Source organism: Nocardia sp. NPDC001965 (assembly GCF_053594175.1).
Genome location: NZ_JBSFDZ010000008.1, coordinates 167,821 through 191,819, shown reverse-complemented (window position 1 = coordinate 191,819; position 23,999 = coordinate 167,821). Strand labels below are relative to the sequence as shown.

18 protein-coding genes and 1 pseudogene are annotated in these 23,999 nt (G+C 66.8%); 12 read left to right on the top strand and 7 right to left on the bottom strand.

The window, feature by feature from the left end; translation table 11 throughout:
- Window positions 1-3: 3 nt before the first annotated feature.
- From ACWCPQ_RS15205 to ACWCPQ_RS15195, 3 genes are all read left to right on the top strand, one after another.
- Window positions 4-1,047 carry an ABC transporter permease gene (locus tag ACWCPQ_RS15205; protein WP_449898863.1) on the top strand — a complete coding sequence of 348 codons (1,044 nt, stop codon included), beginning with the start codon at window positions 4-6 and terminating at the stop codon, window positions 1,045-1,047.
- A 37-nt stretch (window positions 1,048-1,084) separates the two neighbouring features.
- A complete protein-coding gene (locus ACWCPQ_RS15200) occupies window positions 1,085-2,248 on the top strand; it encodes a substrate-binding domain-containing protein (protein WP_449898862.1) in 1,164 nt (387 codons plus the stop codon).
- A gap of 64 nt (window positions 2,249-2,312) precedes the next feature.
- Window positions 2,313-4,805 (top strand): ATP-binding cassette domain-containing protein, encoded by a 2,493-nt coding sequence (locus ACWCPQ_RS15195; RefSeq protein ID WP_449898860.1) that lies wholly within the window; start codon window positions 2,313-2,315, stop codon window positions 4,803-4,805.
- Window positions 4,806-5,152: 347 nt separating this feature from the next.
- Here the strand turns inward: ACWCPQ_RS15195 and ACWCPQ_RS15190 are convergent, their stop codons facing one another.
- A complete protein-coding gene (locus ACWCPQ_RS15190; RefSeq protein WP_449898857.1) occupies window positions 5,153-6,622 on the bottom strand; it encodes an aminotransferase class V-fold PLP-dependent enzyme in 1,470 nt (489 codons plus the stop codon).
- A 476-nt stretch (window positions 6,623-7,098) separates the two neighbouring features.
- Between ACWCPQ_RS15190 and ACWCPQ_RS15185 the strand changes: the two genes are divergently transcribed.
- Both ACWCPQ_RS15185 and ACWCPQ_RS15180 read left to right on the top strand, forming a co-directional pair.
- Window positions 7,099-8,607: a class I adenylate-forming enzyme family protein gene (locus ACWCPQ_RS15185; protein ID WP_449898854.1), complete on the top strand. Its 1,509-nt coding sequence runs from the start codon at window positions 7,099-7,101 to the stop codon at window positions 8,605-8,607.
- A gap of 500 nt (window positions 8,608-9,107) precedes the next feature.
- On the top strand, window positions 9,108-9,581 hold the full coding sequence (locus tag ACWCPQ_RS15180; protein WP_449898852.1) for a polyketide cyclase: 474 nt from the start codon (window positions 9,108-9,110) through the stop codon (window positions 9,579-9,581).
- Between the two features lie 185 nt (window positions 9,582-9,766).
- Here the strand turns inward: ACWCPQ_RS15180 and ACWCPQ_RS15175 are convergent, their stop codons facing one another.
- On the bottom strand, window positions 9,767-10,513 hold the full coding sequence (locus ACWCPQ_RS15175) for a class I SAM-dependent methyltransferase (protein WP_449898850.1): 747 nt from the start codon (window positions 10,511-10,513) through the stop codon (window positions 9,767-9,769).
- Window positions 10,514-10,950: 437 nt separating this feature from the next.
- Entirely contained in the window at window positions 10,951-11,310 is a 360-nt protein-coding gene (locus ACWCPQ_RS15170) for a hypothetical protein (RefSeq protein WP_449898848.1), read from the bottom strand.
- 641 nt (window positions 11,311-11,951) lie between these two features.
- Between ACWCPQ_RS15170 and ACWCPQ_RS15165 the strand changes: the two genes are divergently transcribed.
- A complete protein-coding gene (locus ACWCPQ_RS15165; protein WP_449898846.1) occupies window positions 11,952-12,242 on the top strand; it encodes a hypothetical protein in 291 nt (96 codons plus the stop codon).
- A 205-nt stretch (window positions 12,243-12,447) separates the two neighbouring features.
- Window positions 12,448-15,765 (top strand): bifunctional lysylphosphatidylglycerol synthetase/lysine--tRNA ligase LysX, encoded by a 3,318-nt coding sequence (gene lysX / locus ACWCPQ_RS15160; RefSeq protein ID WP_449898844.1) that lies wholly within the window; start codon window positions 12,448-12,450, stop codon window positions 15,763-15,765.
- Window positions 15,766-15,796: 31 nt separating this feature from the next.
- On the opposite strand, the gene ACWCPQ_RS15155 is transcribed toward lysX, so the two are convergent.
- Window positions 15,797-16,486: a rhomboid-like protein gene (locus ACWCPQ_RS15155; protein WP_449898841.1), complete on the bottom strand. Its 690-nt coding sequence runs from the start codon at window positions 16,484-16,486 to the stop codon at window positions 15,797-15,799.
- A 170-nt stretch (window positions 16,487-16,656) separates the two neighbouring features.
- Here ACWCPQ_RS15155 and ACWCPQ_RS15150 point away from each other — a divergent pair, with 170 nt between their 5' ends.
- The 4 genes from ACWCPQ_RS15150 (at window position 16,657) to ACWCPQ_RS15135 (ending at window position 21,097) form a co-directional block, all read left to right on the top strand.
- Window positions 16,657-17,979: an alpha/beta hydrolase gene (locus ACWCPQ_RS15150; RefSeq protein ID WP_449898839.1), complete on the top strand. Its 1,323-nt coding sequence runs from the start codon at window positions 16,657-16,659 to the stop codon at window positions 17,977-17,979.
- A 104-nt stretch (window positions 17,980-18,083) separates the two neighbouring features.
- Window positions 18,084-18,974, top strand: a complete 891-nt coding sequence (locus tag ACWCPQ_RS15145; protein WP_449898838.1) for a class I SAM-dependent methyltransferase — start codon at window positions 18,084-18,086, stop codon at window positions 18,972-18,974.
- Between the two features lie 215 nt (window positions 18,975-19,189).
- The gene (locus ACWCPQ_RS15140; protein WP_449898836.1) at window positions 19,190-19,567 is read left to right on the top strand and encodes a hypothetical protein; all 378 of its coding nucleotides are present in this window, start codon (window positions 19,190-19,192) and stop codon (window positions 19,565-19,567) included.
- Between the two features lie 861 nt (window positions 19,568-20,428).
- Entirely contained in the window at window positions 20,429-21,097 is a 669-nt protein-coding gene (locus ACWCPQ_RS15135) for a hypothetical protein (RefSeq protein WP_449898834.1), read from the top strand.
- A 79-nt stretch (window positions 21,098-21,176) separates the two neighbouring features.
- Here the strand turns inward: ACWCPQ_RS15135 and ACWCPQ_RS15130 are convergent, their stop codons facing one another.
- The gene (locus ACWCPQ_RS15130) at window positions 21,177-22,028 is read right to left on the bottom strand and encodes a nitroreductase family deazaflavin-dependent oxidoreductase (RefSeq protein WP_449898832.1); all 852 of its coding nucleotides are present in this window, start codon (window positions 22,026-22,028) and stop codon (window positions 21,177-21,179) included.
- A gap of 157 nt (window positions 22,029-22,185) precedes the next feature.
- Window positions 22,186-22,236: pseudogene (locus tag ACWCPQ_RS15125) on the bottom strand (hypothetical protein); the annotation flags it as partial.
- Between the two features lie 237 nt (window positions 22,237-22,473).
- On the opposite strand from ACWCPQ_RS15125, the gene ACWCPQ_RS15120 reads away from it, so the two are divergent.
- Window positions 22,474-23,121 (top strand): LysE family translocator, encoded by a 648-nt coding sequence (locus tag ACWCPQ_RS15120; protein ID WP_449898829.1) that lies wholly within the window; start codon window positions 22,474-22,476, stop codon window positions 23,119-23,121.
- 17 nt (window positions 23,122-23,138) lie between these two features.
- On the opposite strand, the gene ACWCPQ_RS15115 is transcribed toward ACWCPQ_RS15120, so the two are convergent.
- Window positions 23,139-23,891 carry a hypothetical protein gene (locus tag ACWCPQ_RS15115; RefSeq protein WP_449898827.1) on the bottom strand — a complete coding sequence of 251 codons (753 nt, stop codon included), beginning with the start codon at window positions 23,889-23,891 and terminating at the stop codon, window positions 23,139-23,141.
- Window positions 23,892-23,999: the final 108 nt, after the last annotated feature.

Sequence of the window (23,999 nt, the reverse complement as noted above, 5' to 3'; positions counted from 1 at the left end):
CCGATGAAACCGAAGACGGACGAATCAGCACGGACCGGACAACTCCTGACCGCCACCGCCGGTCCGGCGGCGTCGCTCACCGGCCCGTGGCTGTCCCGGCTGCGTGCCGACCGCTTTCTGCCGGTGGTCGCCATCACCGTGGCGTTGTTCGTGCTCAGTCCGCTGCTGGCTCCGGGCAGCCTGTCGTCCTCCGCGCTGAGCGCGATGCTGCCCTTCGCGGCGATCATGGCGATCGCGGCCCTCGGCCAGACACTGGTGATCGCACACGGCGGTATCGATCTCTCGGTCCCCGGGGTCATGGCACTCGCCGCCGTTTTCGCTACCAAGATCGCCCAGAACGGCTCGTTACCGCTGGCGGCGTGCGTGCTGCTGGGAATAGCGTGCGGTGCGGTATCCGGGCTGATCGTCGGTATCGCCGTCGTGCGGTTCTCCGTGGCGGCGTTCGTCGCGACACTCGCGGTCAACTCGCTGCTGCTCGGCTTCGTCCTGATCCTGTCGGACGGGTTCCCCGGCACCGCGGACCCGGCATTGAGCGCGTTCGCGGTCAGCTCGGTGTTCGGTGTCCCCAGCCTCTTCCTCGTCGCGACAGTCGTGGTGGCACTCGGCCATATCCTGCTCCGGCATTCGGTACCGGGGCGCAGGTTCATCGCGGTGGGAGCCGGTGTGCCCGCCGCCCGAATCCTCGGTCTGCGCACCTCGGTGACCGAGATCAGCGCGTATGTCCTCGCGGGTGTGGCCTACGCCGTGGCCGGAACGCTGCTGGCCGCGTACCTGCGCACGCCCGATCTGCGGCTGGGCGACAGCTACCAGCTCACCACCATCGCGGCGGTCGTCCTCGGCGGCAGTCTGCTGCGCGGCGGTATCTCCTCCATCGCGGCCACCGCGGTCGCCGCGGTGTTCCTGACCCAGCTCGGCCAGGTCGTACTCGCGGCCGGCGCCTCGACCGCCGTGCAGTTGCTGGTGCAGGCCCTGGTACTCGCCGTGGCGGTCGTCGTCCGCGGCATCCCTTGGCGCACCTACTTCCGCCGCCCCGCTACGCGTAGTTGACCCGGCATCGCCGACTCCAGGCAAGGACTGTTCTCACGTGAAATCACCGCACCTTCTCCGCCGCCGGGCCTCGATACTGCTGGGACTCGCCGCGCTCGCGCTCAGCGGATGCGCGGGCGGCCCCTTCTCCGACGCCACCGGTGACTTCGAGGTCGACCCGGTCTATCTGGATCGATCGCAGATCGGCTCGGTCGACGAATTCGTCCCCATGAGCCGGCTCTGTGGGACCGATACGGTGCGGGTCGCGCTCGCCGACGGCGTCGGCGACAACGCCTTCCGTAAGACTGCCCGCGCGGAGTTCGAGGACGAGGCGAGCAAATGCCCCAATATCGAACTCCTTCCCTATGCCGACGGGCAGGGGAATCCGCAGAAGGCCATCGGCGATATCAAGGCTCTGGTGGCCCAGGGCGTCGACGCGCTCGTCGTGTTCCCCGACGCCGGACCAGCGCTGATACCCACCCTGCGCGAAGCCTACGAGGCCGGGGTGTCGGTGGTTCCCTACACCGCGAGCCCCGGTGGTGAAGCAGGTGTGGACTACACCACCTTCGTCGGCCACAACACCGTCAACGACGGCCGGGCCTGGACGAGGTGGACCTGCGAGACATTGGGCCCGAAAGGCGGCAACGCGGTATTCCTCGGCGGCACGCCGGGCAATGCGCAGAGCCTCACCGAAATGGCCGGTATCGAAGCCGAACTGAGCGAGAACCCCGACTGCGCCGCGGTCACGCTGCTCAACGCGCCGAGCGCGCCGATCGATACCGGCTGGAACCCCGCTCAAACACAAAAAGTGGTCGCCGGCCTCATCACCAAGTACCCGGAGATCGACGCGGTGATCGCCGATTCCGGCGATGCCTCGCTCGGCGGTATCCGAGCCTTCCTGCAGGCCGGGCGCCCACTACCGATCTGGACGGCCAACGACGTCAACGGTTTCGCCTGTGCCTATCAGGACAACCGCGCGAAACAGCCCGGCTTTCAGGTGGTCACGGTCTCGTCCCGGACCTGGATGGTCCGGCTGGCGCTACGCAAGGCCGTTGCCGACGCCCAGGGTATCGACGATCCGGAGCCGAATATCGTCGATATTCCGATCGTCGAGAACTCGCTGGACCCGAAGTCGCCACCTCGATGCGACCGTGATCTCCCGAGCAGTGCGGTGTTGTCTTCGGAGCTCTCCACCGCCACGCTGTCCCGGATCTATCGGTGAACACCGCCGCGCGAACCGTCGACGCGCACAACCGGTTCCACCTCCATCTCGAAAGGCCCTCCCTATGACAACCGTGTCCACCGGTGGTCTGGCTCTGACCGGCGTCACCAAACGCTTTCCCGGCGTCACCGCGCTCGACTCCGTCTCGTTCACTGCGAAAGCGGGCGAGATCCACGCCCTGATCGGTGGAAACGGCGCAGGTAAGTCGACGCTGATGGCCATCGCCTCCGGTGCGCTCGTCGCCGATGAGGGAGCCCTGACGATCGACGGCGCTCCGATTGTGAGCGGATCGCCCATGGCAGTCCGCGAACAAGGCCTGGCCATCGCCTACCAGCACCCGGCGATCCTGCCCGATCTGACGGTCGCGGAGAACCTGGTGCTCGCGGTCCCGCCCGCACTGCGACCGGATCCGGCGGGCGCGCACCCGTGGGCCGAACAGGTGCTGGCGCCGATGGGAATGAACATCGACCCGTCGGCGCCGGCCGGCAGCGTCGGACTGGCCGAGAAACAGGCGATCGAGATCTGCGGCGCCCTCGCCTCGAACCCGCGTGTCCTGATCCTGGACGAACCCACCGAACCGTTCGCCGCCACCGAGACCGAAACGCTGTTCCGGCTGATCCGTTCACTTGCGGAGTCCGGCGTCGCTGTCGTCTACATCAGCCATCGGCTTCCGGATGTGTTCGCCCTCGCCGACCGGATGACAGTGCTGCGCGACGGGCGCAAACGCGGCGAATTCGCCGCGGGCGAGGTCACCGAGGGCGAGATCGTCACCCTGATCGCCGGACGGACCATCGACGCGCTGTTCCCGCCGCGGGCCGATGATATCGGGGGAGTAGCCGTCGAGATCGAGGGTCTGAGCGCCGGGCTGCTGAGCGGCGCCACCACCCGGGTGCATCGCCGGGAAATCCTCGGGCTGGCAGGGGTGGAGGGTAACGGCCAGCGCGAATTCATCAGAGCACTCGGCGGTGCGAACGCCGCCGGCGGCAGCGTCCGGGTCGGCGCTACCACCGTCGACCTCTCCGAGCCGAGGACAGCCCGGGCCGCCGGGATAGTCCTGATGCCGCAGGAGAGGCATATCGAGGGCATCGCTCCTGCGTTGTCTGTGCGGGAGAACCTCTCCGTCGCGGCGCCGGGCCGGGTATCGCGCGGGGGAATTGTCTCCGCCGCCGCCGAACGAGAGTTCGCGGGTGCCCAGGTCCGGGCGCTGGGCGTCAAGACCGCCACGATCGAGACACCCCTCGAGCATCTGTCCGGCGGCAACCAGCAGAAGGTGGTCCTCGGCCGGTCCCTGCTGTCCGAACCGCACGTGCTGCTGTGCGACGAACCGACTCAGGGCATCGACGTCGGAAACCGCTCCGATATCTATCACCGCCTGCGGGATACCGCCGACAACGGTATCCCCGTGGTGGTTTCGAGCTCCGACAATGTCGAACTGGCCGGACTCTGTGATCGCGTGCTGGTCTTCTCGCACGGCCGGATCGTCGAGGAACTGACCGGTGACGCACTGACCGAGCACACCATCACCGAAGCATCGCTCACGGCGGGGCGGGGCGATGGCCCGGTCGCCACCGGAGTCGACGCGGCAGCCGGCCGTGGCAGCAGGTTCCGGCGGTTCATCGCGAGTCAGCAGGCGCCGAGTCTGGTCCTGATCGTGGCTGCCCTCGTGCTGGCAACGGTGAGCTCTACCCAGAGCGAACGGTTCCTCTCCGCCTTCAACATCGGCAGCATGCTGGCACTACTGGCACCGATCCTGTTCATCGCGGCCGGGCAACTGGTGGTGATGCTGACCGGTGGTATCGATCTGTCGGTGGGTCCGCTGGCCGGGACACTCGTCGTCGTCGCTTCCTTTTTCGTCGTCGAAGGCTACGGGTGGGGCTGGTGGGTGCTGGGCTTTCTGGCGATGGTGGTGCTCGCCCTCGCCGTCGGCCTGCTCAACGGGTCCATGATCCGATTCGCGCGGGTGAGCCCGGTGGTCGCGACATTGATCACCTATACCGCCCTGCAGGGACTTTCGCTGGTCCTGCGGGACGCGCCCGGCGGCATCATCGCCCTCGATGTGGTCGATGTTCTGAACACCCGGGTCGGTCCGATTCCGGTCGCTGTCCTGGTGGGTGCGGCTCTGCTGGTGTCGCTCGAGTACTTGTCGCGCCGGAGTTCGCTGGGACTGCGCCTGCGCGGCGCGGGGTCCGACGACTCGGCGGCCCACTACCGGGGGATCCCGGTCGGACGTGTCCAATCGCTGGCCTATATCGCCAGTTCCGTGCTCACCGCGTTCGGTGCGCTGCTGCTGATGTCGCAGATCGGTGTCGGGGACCCGACAGCCGGCCTCACCTATACGCTGACCTCGATTACCGCGGTGGTGCTCGGCGGCGCCTCTATCTTCGGTGGTCGCGGCAGCTTCGTCGGCGTGCTCTTCGGCGTACTCTTCCTGCAGTTGATCGAGAACTCGACGATATTCCTGGGGCTCTCCCAAGCGTGGCAGTATCTGTTCGTCGGCATGATCGCACTGGCGGCTACCGCGCTCTACGCCCAGGTCCAGCAGCGGACCGCGCGGTGAGCCGCCCCGCGTCGCCGGCCGTCGAACCGGCGTATCCGGCACCTCACCCGTGAGACAACCATGACGAGCTGTAGTGGGCCGACCCGGTGACCGTCGGTCACTGCAACGAAACCGACCGTGGCTCATGGACCGGACCGCACCGCGTGACCCGATGAGGGGGTGACGCGGTGCGGTCCGAATCTCGACCCGGATCCCTCCCGGAGCCGGCTGCCTTCCGCCTGTGCCCGGGCATCGTCCAGTGGGTGGCGTTCTCGGCCTGAAAGCGTCTGTCGGGCTCGGGAACCCAGACGGCGGAGTGGCCGACGATGCGACGAGATACGGTCGATCGCCGTCTCTTGCCCGACCGGTCAGCAGCGTTCCCGGGGACGCAGACCTTCCTGGGTGGCAGGCCGGTTGCGGTAGGTGGTCTCCGCGAACCGCAGAAAGGTCTGCACATCGGCGATATCGGAGACCGGGCCGAAGGAGACACGGATCGCACCGCCGCTGGGTAGGCCCAACGCCTCGATATATTCCTCCATGGTGGCCGTGCGCGTACCGAACAGGCGGCTCAGGACCGGCAGGCCGATCCCGAACGCGGCTTCGCCTGCTCCTGGATTACAGAAACATCCGGTCCGCAGAGATATACCCGCTGCCGCCGATTCGGTGGCGATCAGGCGTTCATCGACGACGACGCCTTCCGGATCGAGGAAATTGAACGCCACGGTGCCACCGCGGTCGGCCGTATCCAGCGGACCGTAGATGCGGACCATCGGGGACCCGTTGTCGTGGCGCAACGAGACCAGCCGGGTCAGTAGCCAGTCGGTGAGGGCGGTCACGCGGCGGCGCACCAGATCCAGGCCTATATCGCGCAACCAGCCGAGACCGAAGGTCACGTCGGGAATGGACAGGAAGTTCAGGGTCCCGTCCTCGAAGGCCGACTCGTCGTCGGCCGCGACGTGCCAATTACCCTGCAGGCTCGCCGCGGCGATGGTGCCGCCCGCGAACCATGGCCGGCGCAGCCTGGCCAGCGCGGACCGGCGCGCGACGAGACAGCCCACCCCCGTGGGATAGCCGAACAGCTTGTACCAGCTGATCGGGACGAAGTCCGGTTTCACCACGCTCAGATCGAGCGTGTTGGCCGGTAGGTAGGCGGCGGCATCCAGCAGTACGTCGTAGCCGCGTTCATGTGCGAGTTCCACCCGGTCCAGCGGATGCTGTACCCCGGTGAAATTACTCTGCGCCGGATACGCGAAGAGGCCACGACGCCCGGCGGTGGCGGTGCGGCGCGCACTCCCCGGGCTCAGCGCCGCGTCGACCGCTTCGTCGCTCGTGCGCAGGTCGGGTGTGTCGATGGGCACGTAGACGACCCGCCCGCCGCGCCGTCGCGCGAATTCACGGACGCCGATCACGGAGTTGTGATTATCCGAGGTCACGACGAATCGCGATCCGCGGGTGAACGGATACGCCTCGCCCACGAGACGGCAGGCGGCGGAGGCGTTGGCGGTGAAGACCGCGCAGTAGTCGGCGGGGTCGGCATTGAGATGCGCCAGCACCGCGCGGCGGGCCTCTTCGACCGAAGCGGTGGCAGCCCGGGACGTCGGATTCTCCGAATGCGGATTACCGAAGCATTGCTTGGTCAGCCTGGCCTCGTGGGCTCGGTGTTGAGCGGTCGCGGCGAGTCCGGCGCCGGCGAAGTCGAGATACACCACGCCACCGTCGTCCAGGTATCGGTATTCGCTGCTGCGCAACAGATCCAGGGCACCGGTGGTCGCGTAGTCGGGGTGAGCAGCCGAGAATTCCGTTGAGTCGGTGACCGGCTGTTCGCGGCTCGTATCCACGTGCGACTCCCGTCTGCGGCAGCGGGTCGAGGACGATTCATATCCTGCGACCGCCGCATCGAACTTGCGCAATACTCCCACCGCGGCAACCGCCCGCATTGCCGGATGTGGGAAGATCGGGCGGGCACCGGCACGGAGCACACTTACCGGCCGGTGGCCGACATCGTTGCACCACAAGTAATCTCGCGCAGCCTTCGAGCGCTACGCAGCGGGCGGACGAGATCCGGGTCGGCCGAATCCACGACGTTCGTCATCAGCGGGCGCCGAATCGTCCACCGGCAACACACCGGCGGGCGCACGATCTGCGTCTGGAGGATCCCGGTCGGCGCAGATGATCCACGATCCTTCCCTGGCGTGGCAGCTCGCTGTCGACGAGATCGCTACGCTGGCAGCGTGATCCGGCACGGATGGGTTATCGACCATCCGGTACGCCGGGCAGATGGCCGCGGTTGCGGCCAGGATCCAGGGAGACGCCGATGAACATCCCGCACTCTCCGACGTTGGCCGGTCAGTTGGTCGGGCATGCCCGCGACCGCGCCGGATGCCGCGCGATCAGCGCGCCCGCGGGGTCGCGGACCTATGCGGAGTTCACCGGGGACGTCGCGCGAATCGCGGACCGGCTGCGCGCTGCCGGTCTTCGCCGGGGAGACCGGATGGCGGTGCTCGCGCACAACGACCTGGCCTATGTCCAGCTCGTCTACGCCGCCTCCTGGGCCGGAATCGTGCTCGTCGGTCTGAACACGGAGCTGACGGCGGCCGAGCTCCGGGCCGTGCTGGCGGACTGCAGCCCTTCGCTGCTCTTCGCCGAGCGGGAGCCGGCATCCGGGGCGGACCCTCGGTGCCCGGTGATCCGGTTGGACGGGCCAGGCGAATCCGAATTCGAGCGTTGGTATGCCGCAGGCGATTCCGGCTACGCGCCGGATGTCGAGCAAACCGACGAGTCCGTCGTGTTGCTGGCCTACACGACCGGCACCACCGGCGAGCCCAAAGGCATTCAGCTGGTCGAGCGGAATCTGCGGGAGATGGCCCGGCAGGCGGCGACGGCCTGGGCGCTGTACCCGGAGATGAGGTACATGGCCTGCCTCCCGATGTTCCGGATGAGCGGGATGAGCTCGGTGACGTGTTGTGTGCATCTGGGCGGCGAAGTGGTCATCCCGTCGGGGACCTCGGTCGCCGCGATCGCCGGCGCCGTCGAGGACCGGGCTGTCACCCACACCAGCCTGGTGCCGACACTGCTGGCCGATCTGGTGTCCGAGAACGCCGCCGCGACCTTCGACCTGTCCAGCCTCGAAGTGATCATCTACGGTTCCGCACCGTCGAGCAGCTCGCTGATCGACGAGGCGATGGAGATGCTGCCACGGACCGGATTTTCGCAGGGATACGGCTTGACCGAAACCTGTGCCGGGGTGGCGGTCGCGCCGATCCTGCGCCGGGGGGAGGTCGACCCGCATCCGGGCAGTGTGGGCCGTATCCACCCCACCTGTGAGTGCCGGATCATCGATATTTCCACCGGTCGCGACGTCGGCACCGGCGAAGACGGCGAGATCTGGTTGCGGACGCCGCAACTGACTCCGGGATATTGGAACAAGCCCGCGGAGACCGCGGCCGCGATATCGGCCGACGGCTGGTTCCGTACCGGCGATATCGGGATGATCGACAGCGACGGATTCCTCTACGTCCACGACCGGCTCAAGAACATGATCATCTCGGGCGGCGAGAATGTGTACTCGGTCGAGGTGGAGAACGCGATCGGCGCGCACCCCGCGGTGCTCGAGGTCGCTGTCGTCGGCGTACCCCACCCGCGCCGGGGGGAGGCGGTGAAGGCAGTCGTGGTGCTGCGCAGCGGTGAGGAGCTCGACGAGAAGGAACTGAACGGCTGGCTCGAGGGCAGGCTCGCCCGGTACAAGCGCCCGGGGGTCGTCGAGTTCGTCGATGGTCTGCCCAGGGCAGGCAGCGGCGAGATCCTGAAACGTCGACTCGGATAGGGCAGGGCAGCTCTGCGCGAAGAGGGGCTGCCGCGGAATTCGGTGTACGTCCGCGACGGCCGTTTGTCGGCACCGGAATACACGTATCGGAGATACGCACGAACTCCTCGGACGCGCCCTGGGTAAATTCTGCTGCGGTACAGAGAAATCGGGGGATAAGCGAGTTCGCCGTCGGATGCGCGGCGGAATTGTGCTGTGGAATTGCGACATCCAAGGATGGCCGAAATCCGCTGCGAGACCGTCTCGAGAATTACGCTGTGCGGCGGCGAAATCGGAAACGAAGCCCACCGCGCCACCCCCGGAGCGGCTGTCGATCCTGTGCGAGGGTGATATTCGAACGATGTACCCGAGGGTGCCGACGGGCAGCGAATGACTCTGTAGGAGAGTCTGTTCCGGTTCGCGCCGCTATTTCGCAGCTGCATACCCCGTTATCTCGCCGAGCCCCATCTCCGGGACCTCTTTCCCCCGCGTACGCGGGGCGATTGTGGGAGGATGATCGTATGACTGAAGAACGGTTCGAGGTTCGACGGGAGATCGCGGCGCAGCCCGCCGAGATCTTCGCATTGCTGTGCTCGCCCGAAGGGCATGTGTCGATCGACAGCACGGGCATGCTGCAATCCGCAGAAGGTGAGATCATCACCGCCGTCGGAGATGAATTCCTCGTGCATATGGACCGTGAATCACTCAATGACTTTCCATTGATGGGGAAGTACGACGTCACGGTGACCATCACCGCGTTCGAACAGGACGCGCATCTCGAGTGGACAGTTTCCCGGGAGACCCAGGCGCCGGTCGAACACCGCTACGGCTATCGCGTGGAACCCAGTGAGGTCGGCACTACCGTGGTGACGTCGTACTACGACTGGAGTCGGATCGCCGCGCAATACCGCGAAATGGGAATATTCCCGATCCTTCCCGAATCCGCGCTCCGGGCCTCGCTCGGCATCCTCGCCAGGACCGTGGAGAAGAAGTAGGCGATCGGCCGGGTCGGTGGGCACCGTCTGCCGGTGCCCACCGACACCCACCGGCAATGCACGCTCAGTATCCGAACGGGGTTCGATCCCGGTGATACGCCTGGGTGTAGCGTGGCGGCTTCCGAGCGCGAGCAGATGACGAAACAGGACGACCTCGGAGTGGTCGACCATCGTAGGAGTGGGCGCTACCTGGTTGCGACTATGACCGTACTGCTGTCGATTTCCACCGGATTACCGGAAAAGTCGCTCGTGAATGCGGCGTGGTCGAATCCGGCTGCGTGGATTGCTGTCTCGAGCTCCTGGCGGGAATACATGTGCAGGCGACCCCGTCGAGACCATCCAGGACGCCGCCAGTGGAGCTCGAGTTCCTGTGTGGTCCAATCATATCGAGCATTCCCGATGAGATCGGACCGCTGCGTCAGCTGGGTACTGATCGGTTCGCTGCCCTTGCGTACACGGTGCTCGAAGTATTCGAGAGTATCGATTTCCATGACGAGTTTGCCTCCGGGCACGAGAACGTCGGCCCAGGCGGAGAGAGCGGCAAAGTCTTCCTCGCGGGTGTCGAAGAATCCGAAGCTCGTCCACAGGTTCAGAATTGCGTCGTAGGGCCCTGCGGGCGGTGTTCGCATATCTGTCAGTACGAAGGTGCAGTCGGGATATCGACGGCGAGCATCGTCGAGTTGTTCCGGCGAGCTGTCCACACCGACCACACGATAGCCGCGGCGGCTGAGTGGTCCGGCGTGTCGGCCGAAACCGCAGGGTATGTCGAGTATTCGCGCTCCGCGGGGTAGCCGGAGCAGGGTGGCGATCGCCTCGACCTCGCTCTCGGTCGCGTCGAATCGTCCCAGGATGGTAAAGGTTTCACGGAAACCTTCGTCGAAGAAGCCAGCTGCCCAGTTCTCGCGCGTGAGGTGTCCGGAAGTGCTCATCATGACGGGCCGGAAAAGTTTTGGCTCCGCGACGCGTCACGGTGTAACAACCGGATCGTGCCGGAGCCCTTCAAGACGATCTTCTCGACCGTCGTACCGAGACGGTGACCCGCCACGGCGAGCGGGCAAGCCGGCTCCGATAACAGAGTGTGACGCCTGCTCCGGGTCGGGATCGTCGGCTGCTCCACGGAATTGTTCATCGATGGATCCTCGAAAGCTACACGTGAGTAATGCAATTCGTGGTCGCGCAAACGGTGCGGTCGATCCTATGGGCGGTGGGGTTGCCCGGCCGCACGCGGACATCGGTACGGTCGGATAGTTGCCGCCGGTGTAGCCCCCTGCAGTGGAACCACACCGGCGGGATCAATTCTTGCGTTTACCCACGGGGATGAACCGCCGGGAAGCCGGGCCCTGCCGAGTCGGCTACCACGGTGCGTGGATCACTTCTTGTCGAGATCGACCAACTTGCAGACACACAGCGTTACCGTGTGGGCGAGAATGCCACCGAAATAGCGGTTACAGAACTCCGCGTAACCGACCGGATCGCACTGGTGCGCATGCCACGCCGAGTCCACTTCCAGATCGTCGGGCAGGTAGTTGCCCTGCATTCCGCCGGCCCGGAAGCGCTCGAGCGACCGCTGGTAGCGGGCTACTCGGTCGTCTATCTGCTCCTCGGTCAGCGCCGTGGAGCCCGGCCAGAACAAATGGCCCCAGCGAAGGTTCTCCTTGAGATGTGTCGTGTCGAAATCCGCAGCGGGTACCTTTGTTTCAGCCGATACGGCCGCGATACTCGTCGTCATAGCCGGAATCCTCGATTCGCTCAGAACTCACCATGTCGGCCGACAGGTCTCCAGAAGTGCTGGAGTAATGAGAGTTTGGTGTGTTCTGGACCACTAGTCAAGGCAGCTGGTCCTCCCATTCGTGGGGGAACTGTGCATGGACATGCTTGCGACGCAATCGATTTGAACCAACGGCCGGGACCGGCGGCTGGTCGGCGCACAAGAGTGTGTCGATCAGCTCGAGTCGACCGGGACAGCGGTGGGTGTCGGATTCCGCCCAGTGGAGTCTCCCGGGCCGCATCGCTTCGATGCCGCCGCGGACCCGTGCCGTCGGCGCGTTCGCTTCGGCAGGTACCCCGCTTGTCGTGCCCGTCGATCATCGATCGACTATCCGGCTTCGGTGGGCACGATCGCGCTCGGCGGCGTGCAGCGCGCGACCGGGAGAAGCCCGCCACCGGATGCCGATCTCAGCACCCCGCATCCGACCGGCAAATCGATCGGTGAGGCTCGGTGGAATCGGTGTGCAACGTGCCCGGGTAGGGCTACAGTTTTCACGAGAGGGCGACAGTTGCCGGGCGTCGGTAACCGGCAACTGCGTGGTCGGCGCGCGTCGGCCGGATGTATCCATCCAGGTGGAGACGGCACAATCCGGAAGGTCAGGCATGGCCCGACACATCAGGTCTGCGAGGGACGAACCGCACAAGGAACGTCGGCTGCGCCGCGCCGCCGACGGCACACGGACGAACCGGCGAAGTCGGCCGGCGCTGACCGATCGCAGTGGCCGGGGCATCGGCACAGATCGGGTTACCGTCATGCTGGCCCTGCTCACCTGTCTCGTGCTCGGCGCCGCTGTCGCGGATATCTCGCATTCGGTGGCTCGGGTGATCACGGCGGTCGCTGTGCTGATCGCGGGCCTTTTCGTCACGACGGCGATCCTGCGGCCGTCGCGATGACCCGGCTGCCCGGCCGATGTGACCCCGGTCGGCCGAGGTCGGCCTACCCGGGTGTCTACCGGAGGCCCGTGCCCGCCGCCACGGCTCCCTGAATCGTCCCGAACGCCTTCGCGTATGCCCGGGCCGGGCGCGGGATAGCGGAGATTTCGGTCGGTGCAGCGACGAGGCCGGTGTCGGCGGGCGACGTGAGAGAGGGATCATCGCCATGGCTACGAAAGCGGAAGCGGCGCGCTCGCACCTCGGACGCGGGTGGACTGCCCACCGCGCCGAGGTTCCGCATTTCGCCGCGGTCATCGTCGGTGTTTTCGCCACCACTGTCGCGCTGTGGAGCCTGTCCTCGACAGTGCGCCGGTTGCTGCATGTCCCCCGCGCGTACATCGACCACTACTACTTCGGCGCACCGGATACGAGCGTCACCTGGGCGCTGGTGCTCGGCCTACTGGCCGCTGCGCTGGCCCGCCGGAAACGCGTCGCCTGGTGGCTGCTGACGGTGTACCTGGTCGCGTTCACCGCGCTCGACCTCGTCGAGGTGATCGTGGACCACAATGTGCACGCTGGGGCAGCTCTCGTTGTTCACCTCGTGGTACTCGCCGTCCTGATCGCCGCGCACCGGGAGTTCGGTACCCGGGTCCGGCGCGGCGCCGGGTGGCGCGCGCTGCTGGTGCTCGTGGGCCTGCTGTCGGTCGGGACGATGCTCGGCTGGGGCCTGGTCGAGCTCTTTCCCGGGACACTCGCTCCTGGGCAACGTTTCCTCTGGTCGTTCGCGCGGGTCACCGCGCTGGCCGCGGCGATCAGCCGAGAGTCCGAGGTGTTCGACGGCCGTCCCGGACCGGGGCTCAACACCCTGCTCGGGCTATTCGGCGTGGTCGCGGTGCTGGCCGCCGCCTTCGTACTGTTCCGGTCCCAGCGCGCCGACAATGCGATGGCCGGCCCCGATGAATCCGCCCTCCGTGGTCTGCTCGCCACCGCCGCCGACCCCGACTCGCTGGACTACTTCGCCACCCGTCGCGACAAGTCGGTGGTGTTCGCGCCCGACGTGACCGCTGCGATCACCTACCGGGTCGAGGCCGGTGTATGCCTGGCGGGTGGCGATCCGCTCGGTTCCGCTGCCCATTGGCCACAGGCGATCGCCGAATGGCGTCGATTATGCGAGCGATACGGATGGGAACCCGCGGTGATGGGGGCGAGCGAGGCGGCCGCGCACGCACACGCGGAGGCTGGGGCGGCGGTACTGCACCTGGGGGACGAGGCCATCGTGTCGACCCGCGCGCTGCGCACGCTCGGCGGCCAGGAGATGCGGGCGGTGCGACAGGCCGTCACCCGGGCCCGCGGACACGGCCTCCGGTCGCGGGTGCGCCGGCACCGTGACATCCCACCCGGTGAGATGAACGAGATCATCCGGCTGGCCGACCTGTGGCGGGACACCGGAACCGAACGAGGCTTCTCGATGGCGCTGGGCCGGCTCGGCGACCGCCTCGACGGGGATTGCCTGCTCGTCGAGGCGCTGACCGCCGAAGGTGAGTGTGTCGGACTGCTGTCGTTCGTACCGTGGGGTACCTCCGGCGCGTCACTGGATCTGATGCGCCGCGGCCCGAACGCACCGAACGGCTGCGTGGAGCTGATGGTCACCGACCTGGCGGCGGCCGCCGACGGTTTCGGCCTGCGGCGGCTGTCGCTGAATTTCGCGGTGATGCGCTCGGTGTTCGAGGAAGGTGCGCGGATCGGTGCCGGGCCGGTCCTGCGGCTGTGGCGATCGCTGCTGGTTTTCTCGTCCCGATGGTGGCAACTGGAGACCCTGTACCGTGCCAACGCGAAATATCAGCCGCAATGGGTGCCCCGGTTCCTCTGCTTCCAGGACAAGCGCTCCCTTCCGCGTGTCGGCTGGGCGGCAGCACTCGCGGAGGGTTTCGTCACGATGCCGTGGCGCAACGATCGTGGAGACGCCGCGCGTGAGTACACCGGCACCCGGATCGCGGTGCCCGCCGCAGTGCTGGAATCCGGTGTACTGCACGCCGACGGTAGCCCGCCGCGGACCGTCGAACCCGCGCCGGCCTCGCATCCTCGCCGCAGGCCCGAACAGGTCCGGGTCCGGATGGACGAACTCGCCGCACTCACCCGTGCCGGTATCGACCCGTATCCGGTCGCCGTGGCGCCGACCCATACGATCGGCGACGCGGCAGAGGCGGAGCTGGGTGCCACGGTGAGCATCGCCGGCCGGATTCTGCGGCTGCGCGATTTCGGCGGTGTGGTGTTCGCGGTGCTGCGGGACTGGTCCGGCGATATCCAGGTGCTGGTCGATGCCGGCCGGGTGAGTCGACGCCGGGCGCGTGAATTCGCCGACTTCGATCTCGGCGATCTGGTGGGTATCCGCGGAACTGTCGGAACCAGCCGGAACGGAACGGATTCCGTCCTCGCCACCGACTGGCGACTGGACGGGAAATGCCTGCACCCCCTCCCGGACAAATGGCGCGGTCTGGTGGATCCGGAGTCCCGGATCCGGCAGCGCTGTGTCGACCTGGTTGTCAACGAAAGCGCCCGCATACTGTTGCGGCAGCGCAGCGCCGTCATCGGGTCGATACGCGATACGCTCGGCGCCCGCGGCTATCTCGAAGTCGAGACCCCGATCCTCCAGCAAGTGCACGGTGGTGCGAACGCGGCGCCCTTCCATACCCACATCAATGCCTACAACCTCGATCTGTATCTGCGGATCGCACCGGAGCTATATCTCAAGCGTCTGTGCGTCGCCGGTATCCCCAAGGTTTTCGAACTCGGCCGAGCATTCCGGAACGAAGGCGCCGACTCCACCCACAATCCTGAGTTCACGATCCTCGAGGCCTATGCGGCCTACGGCGACTACGAGAAAATGATGGAACTGTGCCAGGATCTCGTTCGTGCGGCCGCGATCGCCGCGCACGGCAGGCCTGTCGTCCGACGCCCCGGTCCGGACGGCACGCCGGTCGATATCGATATTTCTGGGCCGTGGCCGGTGACGACGATGCACGACGCGGTCGGCGAGGTGATCGGATACCACCTGACGCCGCAGACTCCGGCGTCGGTGCTGCGGCAGTTGTGCGACGAGCGGGGGGTCCCGCACCAACCGAACTGGGACGCCGGCGCCCTGGCGCAGAAGATGTACGAGCACCTGGTCGAAGGGCATACCGGGTTTCCCACGTTCTATACGAATTTCCCGCTCTCGACGTCGCCGCTGACCCGGCCGCATCCGACCATCGCCGGTGTCGCGGCGAAATGGGACCTGGTGGCATGGGGCGTCGAACTCGGTACGGCCTACAGCGAACTGACCGATCCGATCGACCAGCGCCGTCGGCTCACCGCGCAGTCGCTGCTGGCTGCCGCCGGTAACGAGGAGGCCATGGAGGTGGACGAGGACTTTCTCCAGGCCCTCGAGCACGCCATGCCACCGACGGGTGGACTGGGCCTGGGTGTCGATCGCGTCGTCATGCTCATCACCGGTGGCAGCATCCGGGAATCGCTGGCGTTCCCGCTGGCCAAACCGCACGAATAGCGGACTCCCCGGCCGCCGGTTTCCGGTCGGGTCAGCGGGCCCGGGCCCGGCGCCGCTGCCACTCGACAGCGGGGTTCCACTGCGGCGCGGTTCGTGCCCGAGTGAGCGGGTAGGCGGCCAGCCCGATCGACAGCGCCGAGAAGTGCCCGAGAGCGGTGAAAGTGGGGTCGGTCGCCAACGGAACAGCGAACCACACGAGGCTCGCCCCGAGGTACAGCCACCGCCACGGGCGGGCCACATGATAGGTGAGAATCCCGACGATGCCGGCGAGGAAATAGCTGACGCCGATATCGCGTACATCGATCATGCCGGAATCGGCGTAACCGTGACGAATGGCCAGGGCGAGCACTCCCTGGCTGAGATAGGTGGCCCCGATATGCGCGGAAAGACCGGCGGCCGCCCAGCGCAACGAACCCAGCCACCGCTCGGCCGGGGCATGGAAAATACAGAAGAGCAGCAGGTAGGGCAGCCAGAACGCGCCGTCGATCCACAACAGACTGGTCACGAGGACATGTATCGGGTCGGACTCGAGGTGCCGGAGATTGGTCGACCGTTCGCCGAGTAGGTGTCGGAGGTCGGCGGACGGCAGCAGATGTTGCACGACCGTGGTCATCAACAGCAGCGTCAGCCAGGAAAAGGTCCACGGCGCGCTGCGGACGTAGTGCCACAGGAAAGCTGTGCCACGGTGCGGTGTACGGACGGTATCAGCTATGTCACCCATCGGCGGCCCTCCGTTGTGGAGTCCTTCGACCTGAGGGCCGCGGTCGCCCTCTGTAGCTTCGGGTTCGACATTACCCGCAGGTCAGAAGCTCGTCGCATCTTATTTCGGAAGGTCGCCGGCCGGTACATCGGCCGAACGCCGCGGATGCGGCGCGCGCCATACTGGACGTCATGTCGTGGACCGGGTTCCTCGGAGCGGTGCTCGACCTACCGGTGACGACGACAGGTGCGGTCTTTGTGTTCACCGTCGTCACGGCGGTGGGCCTGGCGACGCTGGCCACCCGTCTGCAGCGTCGCTGGCTGCGCGTCGGCCTCACCACAGTGGCGGTGGCGGATGTCGCAACGGTAGTGATCGCGGCAGTGCTCGTCGAGAAGGTATGGCGGCCGTTCCCCGACCGGCTGCCCGTGGTCGTCTATGTATGGGCCGGGGTGGCGGTTCTCGCCGTCGCGCTGCTGGCCGGTCGCTGTGTCGTCCGTCGCCGGGAACGGTCGCGACCGCTGGTCGCCGCCGGGTTGCTCGGCGTGGCGACGGCGGTGGTGCTCTGCGCTGTGGGCGGAATCAACGCGGTCTACGACGCATACCCGACAGTGCGTACGGTCCTCGGCATCAACGACTTCCGCATCGTTCCGTTCGATGCCGCCCTGGCACCCGGGCCGCGACCGGTCGAGGGGCTCGGGGGTTGGACGCCGCCCGCCGATCTTCCGGATTCCGGTGCGGTGGCGAAGACCGCCATCCCGGGGGTTGTCTCCCGGTTCCCCGCGCGGGAGGCGCGGATCTATCTGCCGCCGGCCTACTTCGCGTCTCCGCGCCCCGATCTGCCGGTCCTCGTGCTCTTGGCAGGCCAGCCCGGCGGCCCCGACGACTGGCTGGTCGGAGGCCGATTGACCGAGACCATGGACGCGTACGCAGCCGGGCATCGGGGGCTGGCCCCGATCGTCGTGCTCGCCGACGGCACCGGTGGCCAGTTCCGTAATCCGCTCTGCGTCGATTCGCATCGTGGCAATGCGGCGACGTACCTGAGCGTCGATGTGCCGGAGTGGGTGCGCAGCCATTTGCAGACCGATCCGGATCCGCGTGCGTGGGCCGTCGGCGGTTTGTCGTCCGGTGGTACGTGCGCTGTGCAACTTGCGACCACGCGCCCTGAGGTCTATCCCACCTTCCTGGACCTGTCCGGACAGGCCGAACCGTCCATCGGCGATCGGAACACCACCATCCGGGACGTCTTCGGCGGCGACGCGGAGGCCTTCGCCCGTAACGATCCGGCCGAGCTGCTGGCGCGCAACCGATACCCCGACTCGGCCGGTGCGTTCGTGGTGGGAGTCGAGGACACCGATAATCGTGGTGCCGTGGAGCGACTCGCCGCCGCCGCGCACGCCGCGGGAATGAACGTTCATCTCTCCGAAGTGCCCGGTGAGCACACCTTCACTGTGTGGGCCGCCGGCCTCGAGAAAGAGCTCCCGTGGCTCGGCCACCGACTCGGCCTCGACGGGTAGGGCACTGCGAGCTGGGCAGGGCGGTCGCCGGAATCGATCGGGGAATCGGTGATCTACAACGCGCGGCGCGATCTCCTGGCGTTTTCGTGAGTAGGTTCGTGAATATGGACAACGAGGGACCGAGCCGGACAGCGCTCGCGGCCGCCTACGCCCGTGCCTACCATCACATTGCCGACCGGCCGAGGATTCTCACCGATCCACTGGCGGCCCGTCTGCTGGGGGTCACCACCGATGAGCTCACCGAGTTGGGCCGGCCCGCGCAGGATCGACCCGGTGACGGTGGCGGCACGGGAATCCTGCGGCTGGCTGTCGGTGATCGGCCGCGTCGCCTGTTCTTCGCTGCTCGTGCCCGTTTCGCCGAGGATCGGGTGGCGGCGGCTGCCGCTGCCGGCGTGCGACAGGTGGTGATCCTCGGTGCCGGCCTGGATACTTTCGCCTATCGCAACCCGCATCCCGACCTGTGTGTCTTCGAGGTCGACCATCCCGCTACCCAAGCGTGGAAGCATCAACGGCTCACCGCATCCGGTATCGACCGGCCCGAGCGGTTGACCTTCGTGCCGGTAGACTTCGAAACCGACACACTGGCAACACGATTGGAGGCCGCCGGGTTCAGCCGGACCGATCCGGCGGTATTCGTGTGGCTCGGTGTCGTCTTCTATCTGACCCCCGACGCCGCTCGCACCACCCTCGAATACATTGCGCGTCGACCCGGGTCGGTCGAGGTGATCTTCGACTATCTACAGTCGGCGGACACCGACGAGGATCGCGCACAGCTGCAGGCGCGCGCGAATCGCGCGGCAGCGGTCGGCGAACCCTGGTTCAGTTACTTCGCTCCGGACGACCTCGCCGCTCAGTTGCGTGCGCTCGGCTTCACCGACATCGAGGACCACTCCGCCGCCGACCTCATCGCCGGGTACCTCGGTGGATCCGCGGAATTCGAGGGCGAACCACCCCGGGCGTTGCGCCCGGTCCGCATACTTCGAGCGAGCCGCTGAGGATTTCTCGCAGCTTCCTTTTCGGCGGACGCCGTCCGGCGGGGTGCCGATATCGATGATCGATACGTTTCGGCGGGTCTTGTGTCGGCTCGGACACACAGTGGATGTCGTTGCGCGTACAGACCCGTCGGGTCCGAAGCCGAAGAATTGCGGTCGCTGAAGCGAATGCCGTTCGAAGGAGATTTCACGTGATGAAGGCAAAGAGGACAATCGCAGTGTGCGCGAGCGCAATCGGAATTGCCACCGGCGCGGCGGTACTCCACCCCGCAACCGCGTCCGCGGCAACCTACGGCGGTCAGTGCGGTAAGGGTTACGACGTGATCGATTCGCGCGAACTCGACGGCGGAACCGTCTACCTGACCTACAACGGTGTGCGGAACTGCGTCGTCACCGTACGGGACCGGCCGGGGAAACCGGTGCGGATGGGCGCCGGACTGCGGACGTCGAAGGATCACAGCGATGTGCTCATCGATGATGCCGACTACACCGAGTTCGCCGGCCCGGTGAAAGTCGAGGCGAAGGGTGAGTGCATCGACTGGGGCGGTCTCATCGGTGACGACATATGGCAGACCTTCGAGGTGCATTGCGGCTGAACAGTACAGACAGCGGCCGTCCGACCGGCGCTGCGCAGATGTCACACGGCTGGACTCGCCCGCCCGAAGGAGGCTCGAGCATATCGAACGCCGAAGTGGACTGCGGCGCGGGTCTTGCATTGTGAGAGGTTTTCCAAGAGATAGCTGGTTACCTGTCATTTTGGTGAAAAAATGACATTTCACATCCTTTGTGGGCTAGATTCCTGCTACGCCGGACAGTCGGCGATGAGAAGTCGGAGGAATACCGTGGAATATCTGGGCTCTGTCGCCGGGATCTTGCAGATGATCATCGGCACCATCCTTGCCAATACCGGATCGGGTGGTTCGGGCTCCGGCTGGTGAGCTTCGCGGATTCGGCTCGTCGTTCGCGAGCCGAATCCGCCCCGGCATCCACTGTCCGGGTGGCTGCGCGAGTCCGCGCCCGCAGTGTGTACCCACGAGAAGTATCGGTGTATAGCGCGTTTCGGTAACGACCGAGGCGTTTTCCGGCGCCACCAGGCTCGGACGGGTCACCATCGGTAGATGGGGGCCGATCCACACGAACACAGATCGACGCTGGCGATGCCGGAAGCGCGCCTGATAGCGACGAACCCACCGGAGTATGTGCGCGCCGAGGACATACCGACTCACCGGCATCGATGGCCGGCCGGAATGTTGCGGTGCGCGAACTGTTCCGCAGTGGTCCACGCGGTGTATCCCACGCCGAAGGAGCGGTCGCGAGCCCACCGGCCGCATTTCCGGCGCCAGCCACACGCAGACGGTAGAGCGAACCCGCACGATCCCAACTGCCGCTACAACGTGAGTCAGCGGATCCGTGTGATTCGAGCCGACAGCGCCGAAGCGCTGGTTCGGGAACGGTCGATGTCGGGACGCCGACGCTACCGGCTGGTGGTTCCGGAGGCGTTCGGCCCTGCCGACGCGCGCGAGAGTGTCGCCGGTGGTGTCCAGGTGGTCGCCGAACGACTGACGACGGTTCTCAACACTGCCGCGAAGATCGCGGCGCTGCTCGAGGACTACACAGCTCGAGATGTCGACCCGGACATCGAATGGTATGCCGAATGCCGGGGGAAGCGGGTGAAATGGCTGAGCTTCCTCTATATCCCGCAGCGCACCTGGGCCCTGCGCGAGCGGCTGAGGCTCGAACGGCCGCCGGCCCATCCGGTGGCCGTCATCTTCGCCGCGTACGAACCGAGGACACCATGGCCGGGCAGGGTCCGTCTCGGGCGGCGGCCCCGCGACGGCTGTCGGGCGGCGAGGTATCCGCTGCTACCCGAGCCAGGAAGACCGACGGCCGGAGAGCTTGTCGTAGTCGGCGAGAAACAACTCGTGGAGGCGGCATTCGCAGCGGGATCGGGCAAACACTACATCGGTTACGGCATGTGGACGCGCGATATCCAGGACCGAGGCCGACCGGATTCGCCCAGGCTCTCGCTGCGGATGAACAACGCCCGCCAAGTGGCGCCGCTACCGGAAAGCATCAGCCCGGCAGCGCTGTCGAGATGGCGATACCGGCCGCCGACCCACTATTGACCGGGCTCAGCCGCTGCTGCTCGCCGCACGCATCGTGGTCGCAACTTCGTCACCGACTTCCCGGCCGTGCAGCGTGCGGTCAGATATCGTCGATCCGGAAGAGCACGCACCGGCCTGCCAGCGCGGCGAACTCGTCCGGGTCGTCGCTGGTCACCACGCCGGATTTGATCATGACCGGCACCCCGGTGGGCACCAGGCGCGGAAACTCCCGCAGCACCGGTTCGCTTTCGCTCGCCGGTATCTCCACCAGCCGCACGGTGCGCTGCAGCCGGCCGACCTTCAACTCCGCGGTGGCCGCGGCCTGTACGTTCTTCACCCAGTCCGCGCCGGGAATACCACCGAGCACATACTCGAGGCCGTCGTATTCGAACGGCGTCACCGGAGTCGTCCGGGGTTTACCCGATTTCCGACCCGGCACGGTGAGCAGCGCCATCGGCAGCGACACGCCTATCCGGCTGACCGCGACCATTGCCCGGTTGACGGGTTTGAGCCAGCGGGGGATTCGGACTCCGCGTTCGTCTGCCACATGCACTCCTGGGGTGATTCGGTATCGACGGCCCACGCCGAGATGAGCGGCCCGGGGTCGAAATATTACTTCGGCGCGAACGTCACCACTCCCCAGCGGTGGTCCCAGCACCGGTGAGTTGTCGACCTCGCCGTCTCCGCTGATGAGCATGAACGGACGGTTCAGCCCATCGGTGACAACCGATCCCCACAGCCGGCCGTCCGGATCGGCAGCCGCCGCGATCCGGGGATCGTCGTGCATCGCCTGGGCCGCGGTCGCGCCGCCCAGGGAATGTCCGAACATCACGACCTTCGACATGTCGAGTGCGCTGGAGAGGTTCGCGGGCAGCGGATGCCGGTCGACGTCCGGATTGTTCCCCGCGGCGATATCGGTGAGCTCGTCGAGCACGAACCCGGTGTCGGCCACCCGGATGGTCGATGCGGTGGTGATCTGTGCCTCGGCCCGGCCGGTCGGTGGCCGGACGCAGAACGCTCTGTTCGATCCGCTCGCCGGGAAATTCCGTCGCGGTTTCACAGGTGTGGCTCAGGGTGACGACGACGAAACCGTGGCCGGCAAGATCTACGGCTTGCGCGGTGCTCAGTTCACGCGGCGAACCCAGGCCCGGTGAGAACACGACGACAGGGCGGCGATCACCGGACACCTCCGCGGCCGCGCCGACTTCGCCGTGGCCGGGCGCCCACGCCCATTGTTTCTCCGGCGAGGCACCGATCTGATATTCGCGGGGACACCCGGCGGCGGCTCCGGGGAGCAGAGGCCGATGCGGCGCGTCTCGAGGGCCCACTTCGTCAGTCCTGCGTGACCGAAAAAAGGGGGGTATCCGATGAAGCTGTGTCGACGGTATACAGGGGGCATGCCGAGTCCGCACTGGCAGCCGTTCCTGGTGGCGGCTCCGCTGATCGCCTTCACTCCGGGTGCGAACCAGCTTCTGTCGCTGCGCAACGCGGTGCAGCAGGGAACGATGGACGCGCTGGTGGCTGTGGCCGGCCGGCTGTCGGCTTTCCTGCTGCTCGTCCTCGCGACCGCGGTGGGGCTGGGTGAGCTGCTGGTCACTTCCGAGCCCGTCTTCACCGCGGTGAAATGGTGCGGGGTGGCGTATCTGCTCTACCTCGGCGGATACATGCTCTATCAGAGCCGCGCTGCCGGGCCATCGGACGCGCACGGGGGCCGGGACCCGGGCACGCGGTCGCTGCGCCGAACCCGATGGCAGCTGACGCGCCAGGAGTTCGTGGTGGCGCTCACCAATCCCAAAGCGCTGCTGTTGTTCGCCGCGCTCCTGCCCCAGTTCGTGGATCACGCGGCGGGGTCGATGAATGCGCAACTGCTCGCGCTGGGCGTCGCCTACCTCGCTGTCGAGTTCGTCGCGGCGACGGTGTACACGGGGGTCGGCGGAACCCTCAACTCGTTCGACATCAGATCACGCACCCGGCGACTGCTGGATCGTGGCACCGGTGCCACGATGCTCGCCGTCGCGGGTGGGCTCGCCTTCACACACCGGTGAGCCGACGTTGCCCGTGTTCAGGCTGCGGGAAATCGGGTCAGCAGAGCGTCGCGGGCGCTTTCGACCTCGGGCTGATTCCGGCCGAGGACCGTGACGACCGGGAAGATATCGCCGGTGACGGCGGGTCCGGCGGCGAAGGCGTAGCTCGTATGACCGATCTCCGGCAGGTGGGTGACGAACACCTGCCGCCCGTCGAAGGTGCGCGTTTCCTGATGATCGATATCGGCTACGGCCTGATAGGTGTACTCGATCATGGTGTCCGCGCCGAATTTGCAGTTCTGCACCAGCTGGTTGTCCTCGGCCGGCAGCAGCGGTGCGGCGCCGATCCGCGGCAGGATCTCGCAGGGATCGGCGCCGGTGAGCACAGTGCGCACCGAATCCGGCGACGTTCCGTAGGCGGGGCCGGTGGGCAGCTGGGCGATGGCTACGTCGATCAGCGCATTGCCGAGCGCGCAGGTATCGGTCGCCGGATCCGCCCGCAGGGAGAGGAGTACCTGCACCGTGGACGGGAACTGGGCGGTCACCCAGCACTGCCCGCTCGAACCGGGCGGCGTCTCGCCCATCGGGGCCGGCACCTCCACCGCGACCTCGCCCACCCGGCGCGTTTCGTCGACGGCGCTGGACGCGGGCACCCGCGCGAGCGTCCAGTGCAATTCGGCCGGGGCCGGGCCGCCGGTGTCGAGGGTGGCGGAGCAGCTGTTCGGCGCGGGGACGCCGAGATGCACATCGCGGACGGTCCCGTGCTCGTCGAGAGCGGTTCGGGGGATCACCGCAGCGGCGCGTGGTCGATCCAGCCTCGCCTTGCCCGGACAGCGGCTCGATCCGACTGTCGCCGTCGTCCTCGATTGGCGTGTCGGGACACACTGCCCCGTCATCCC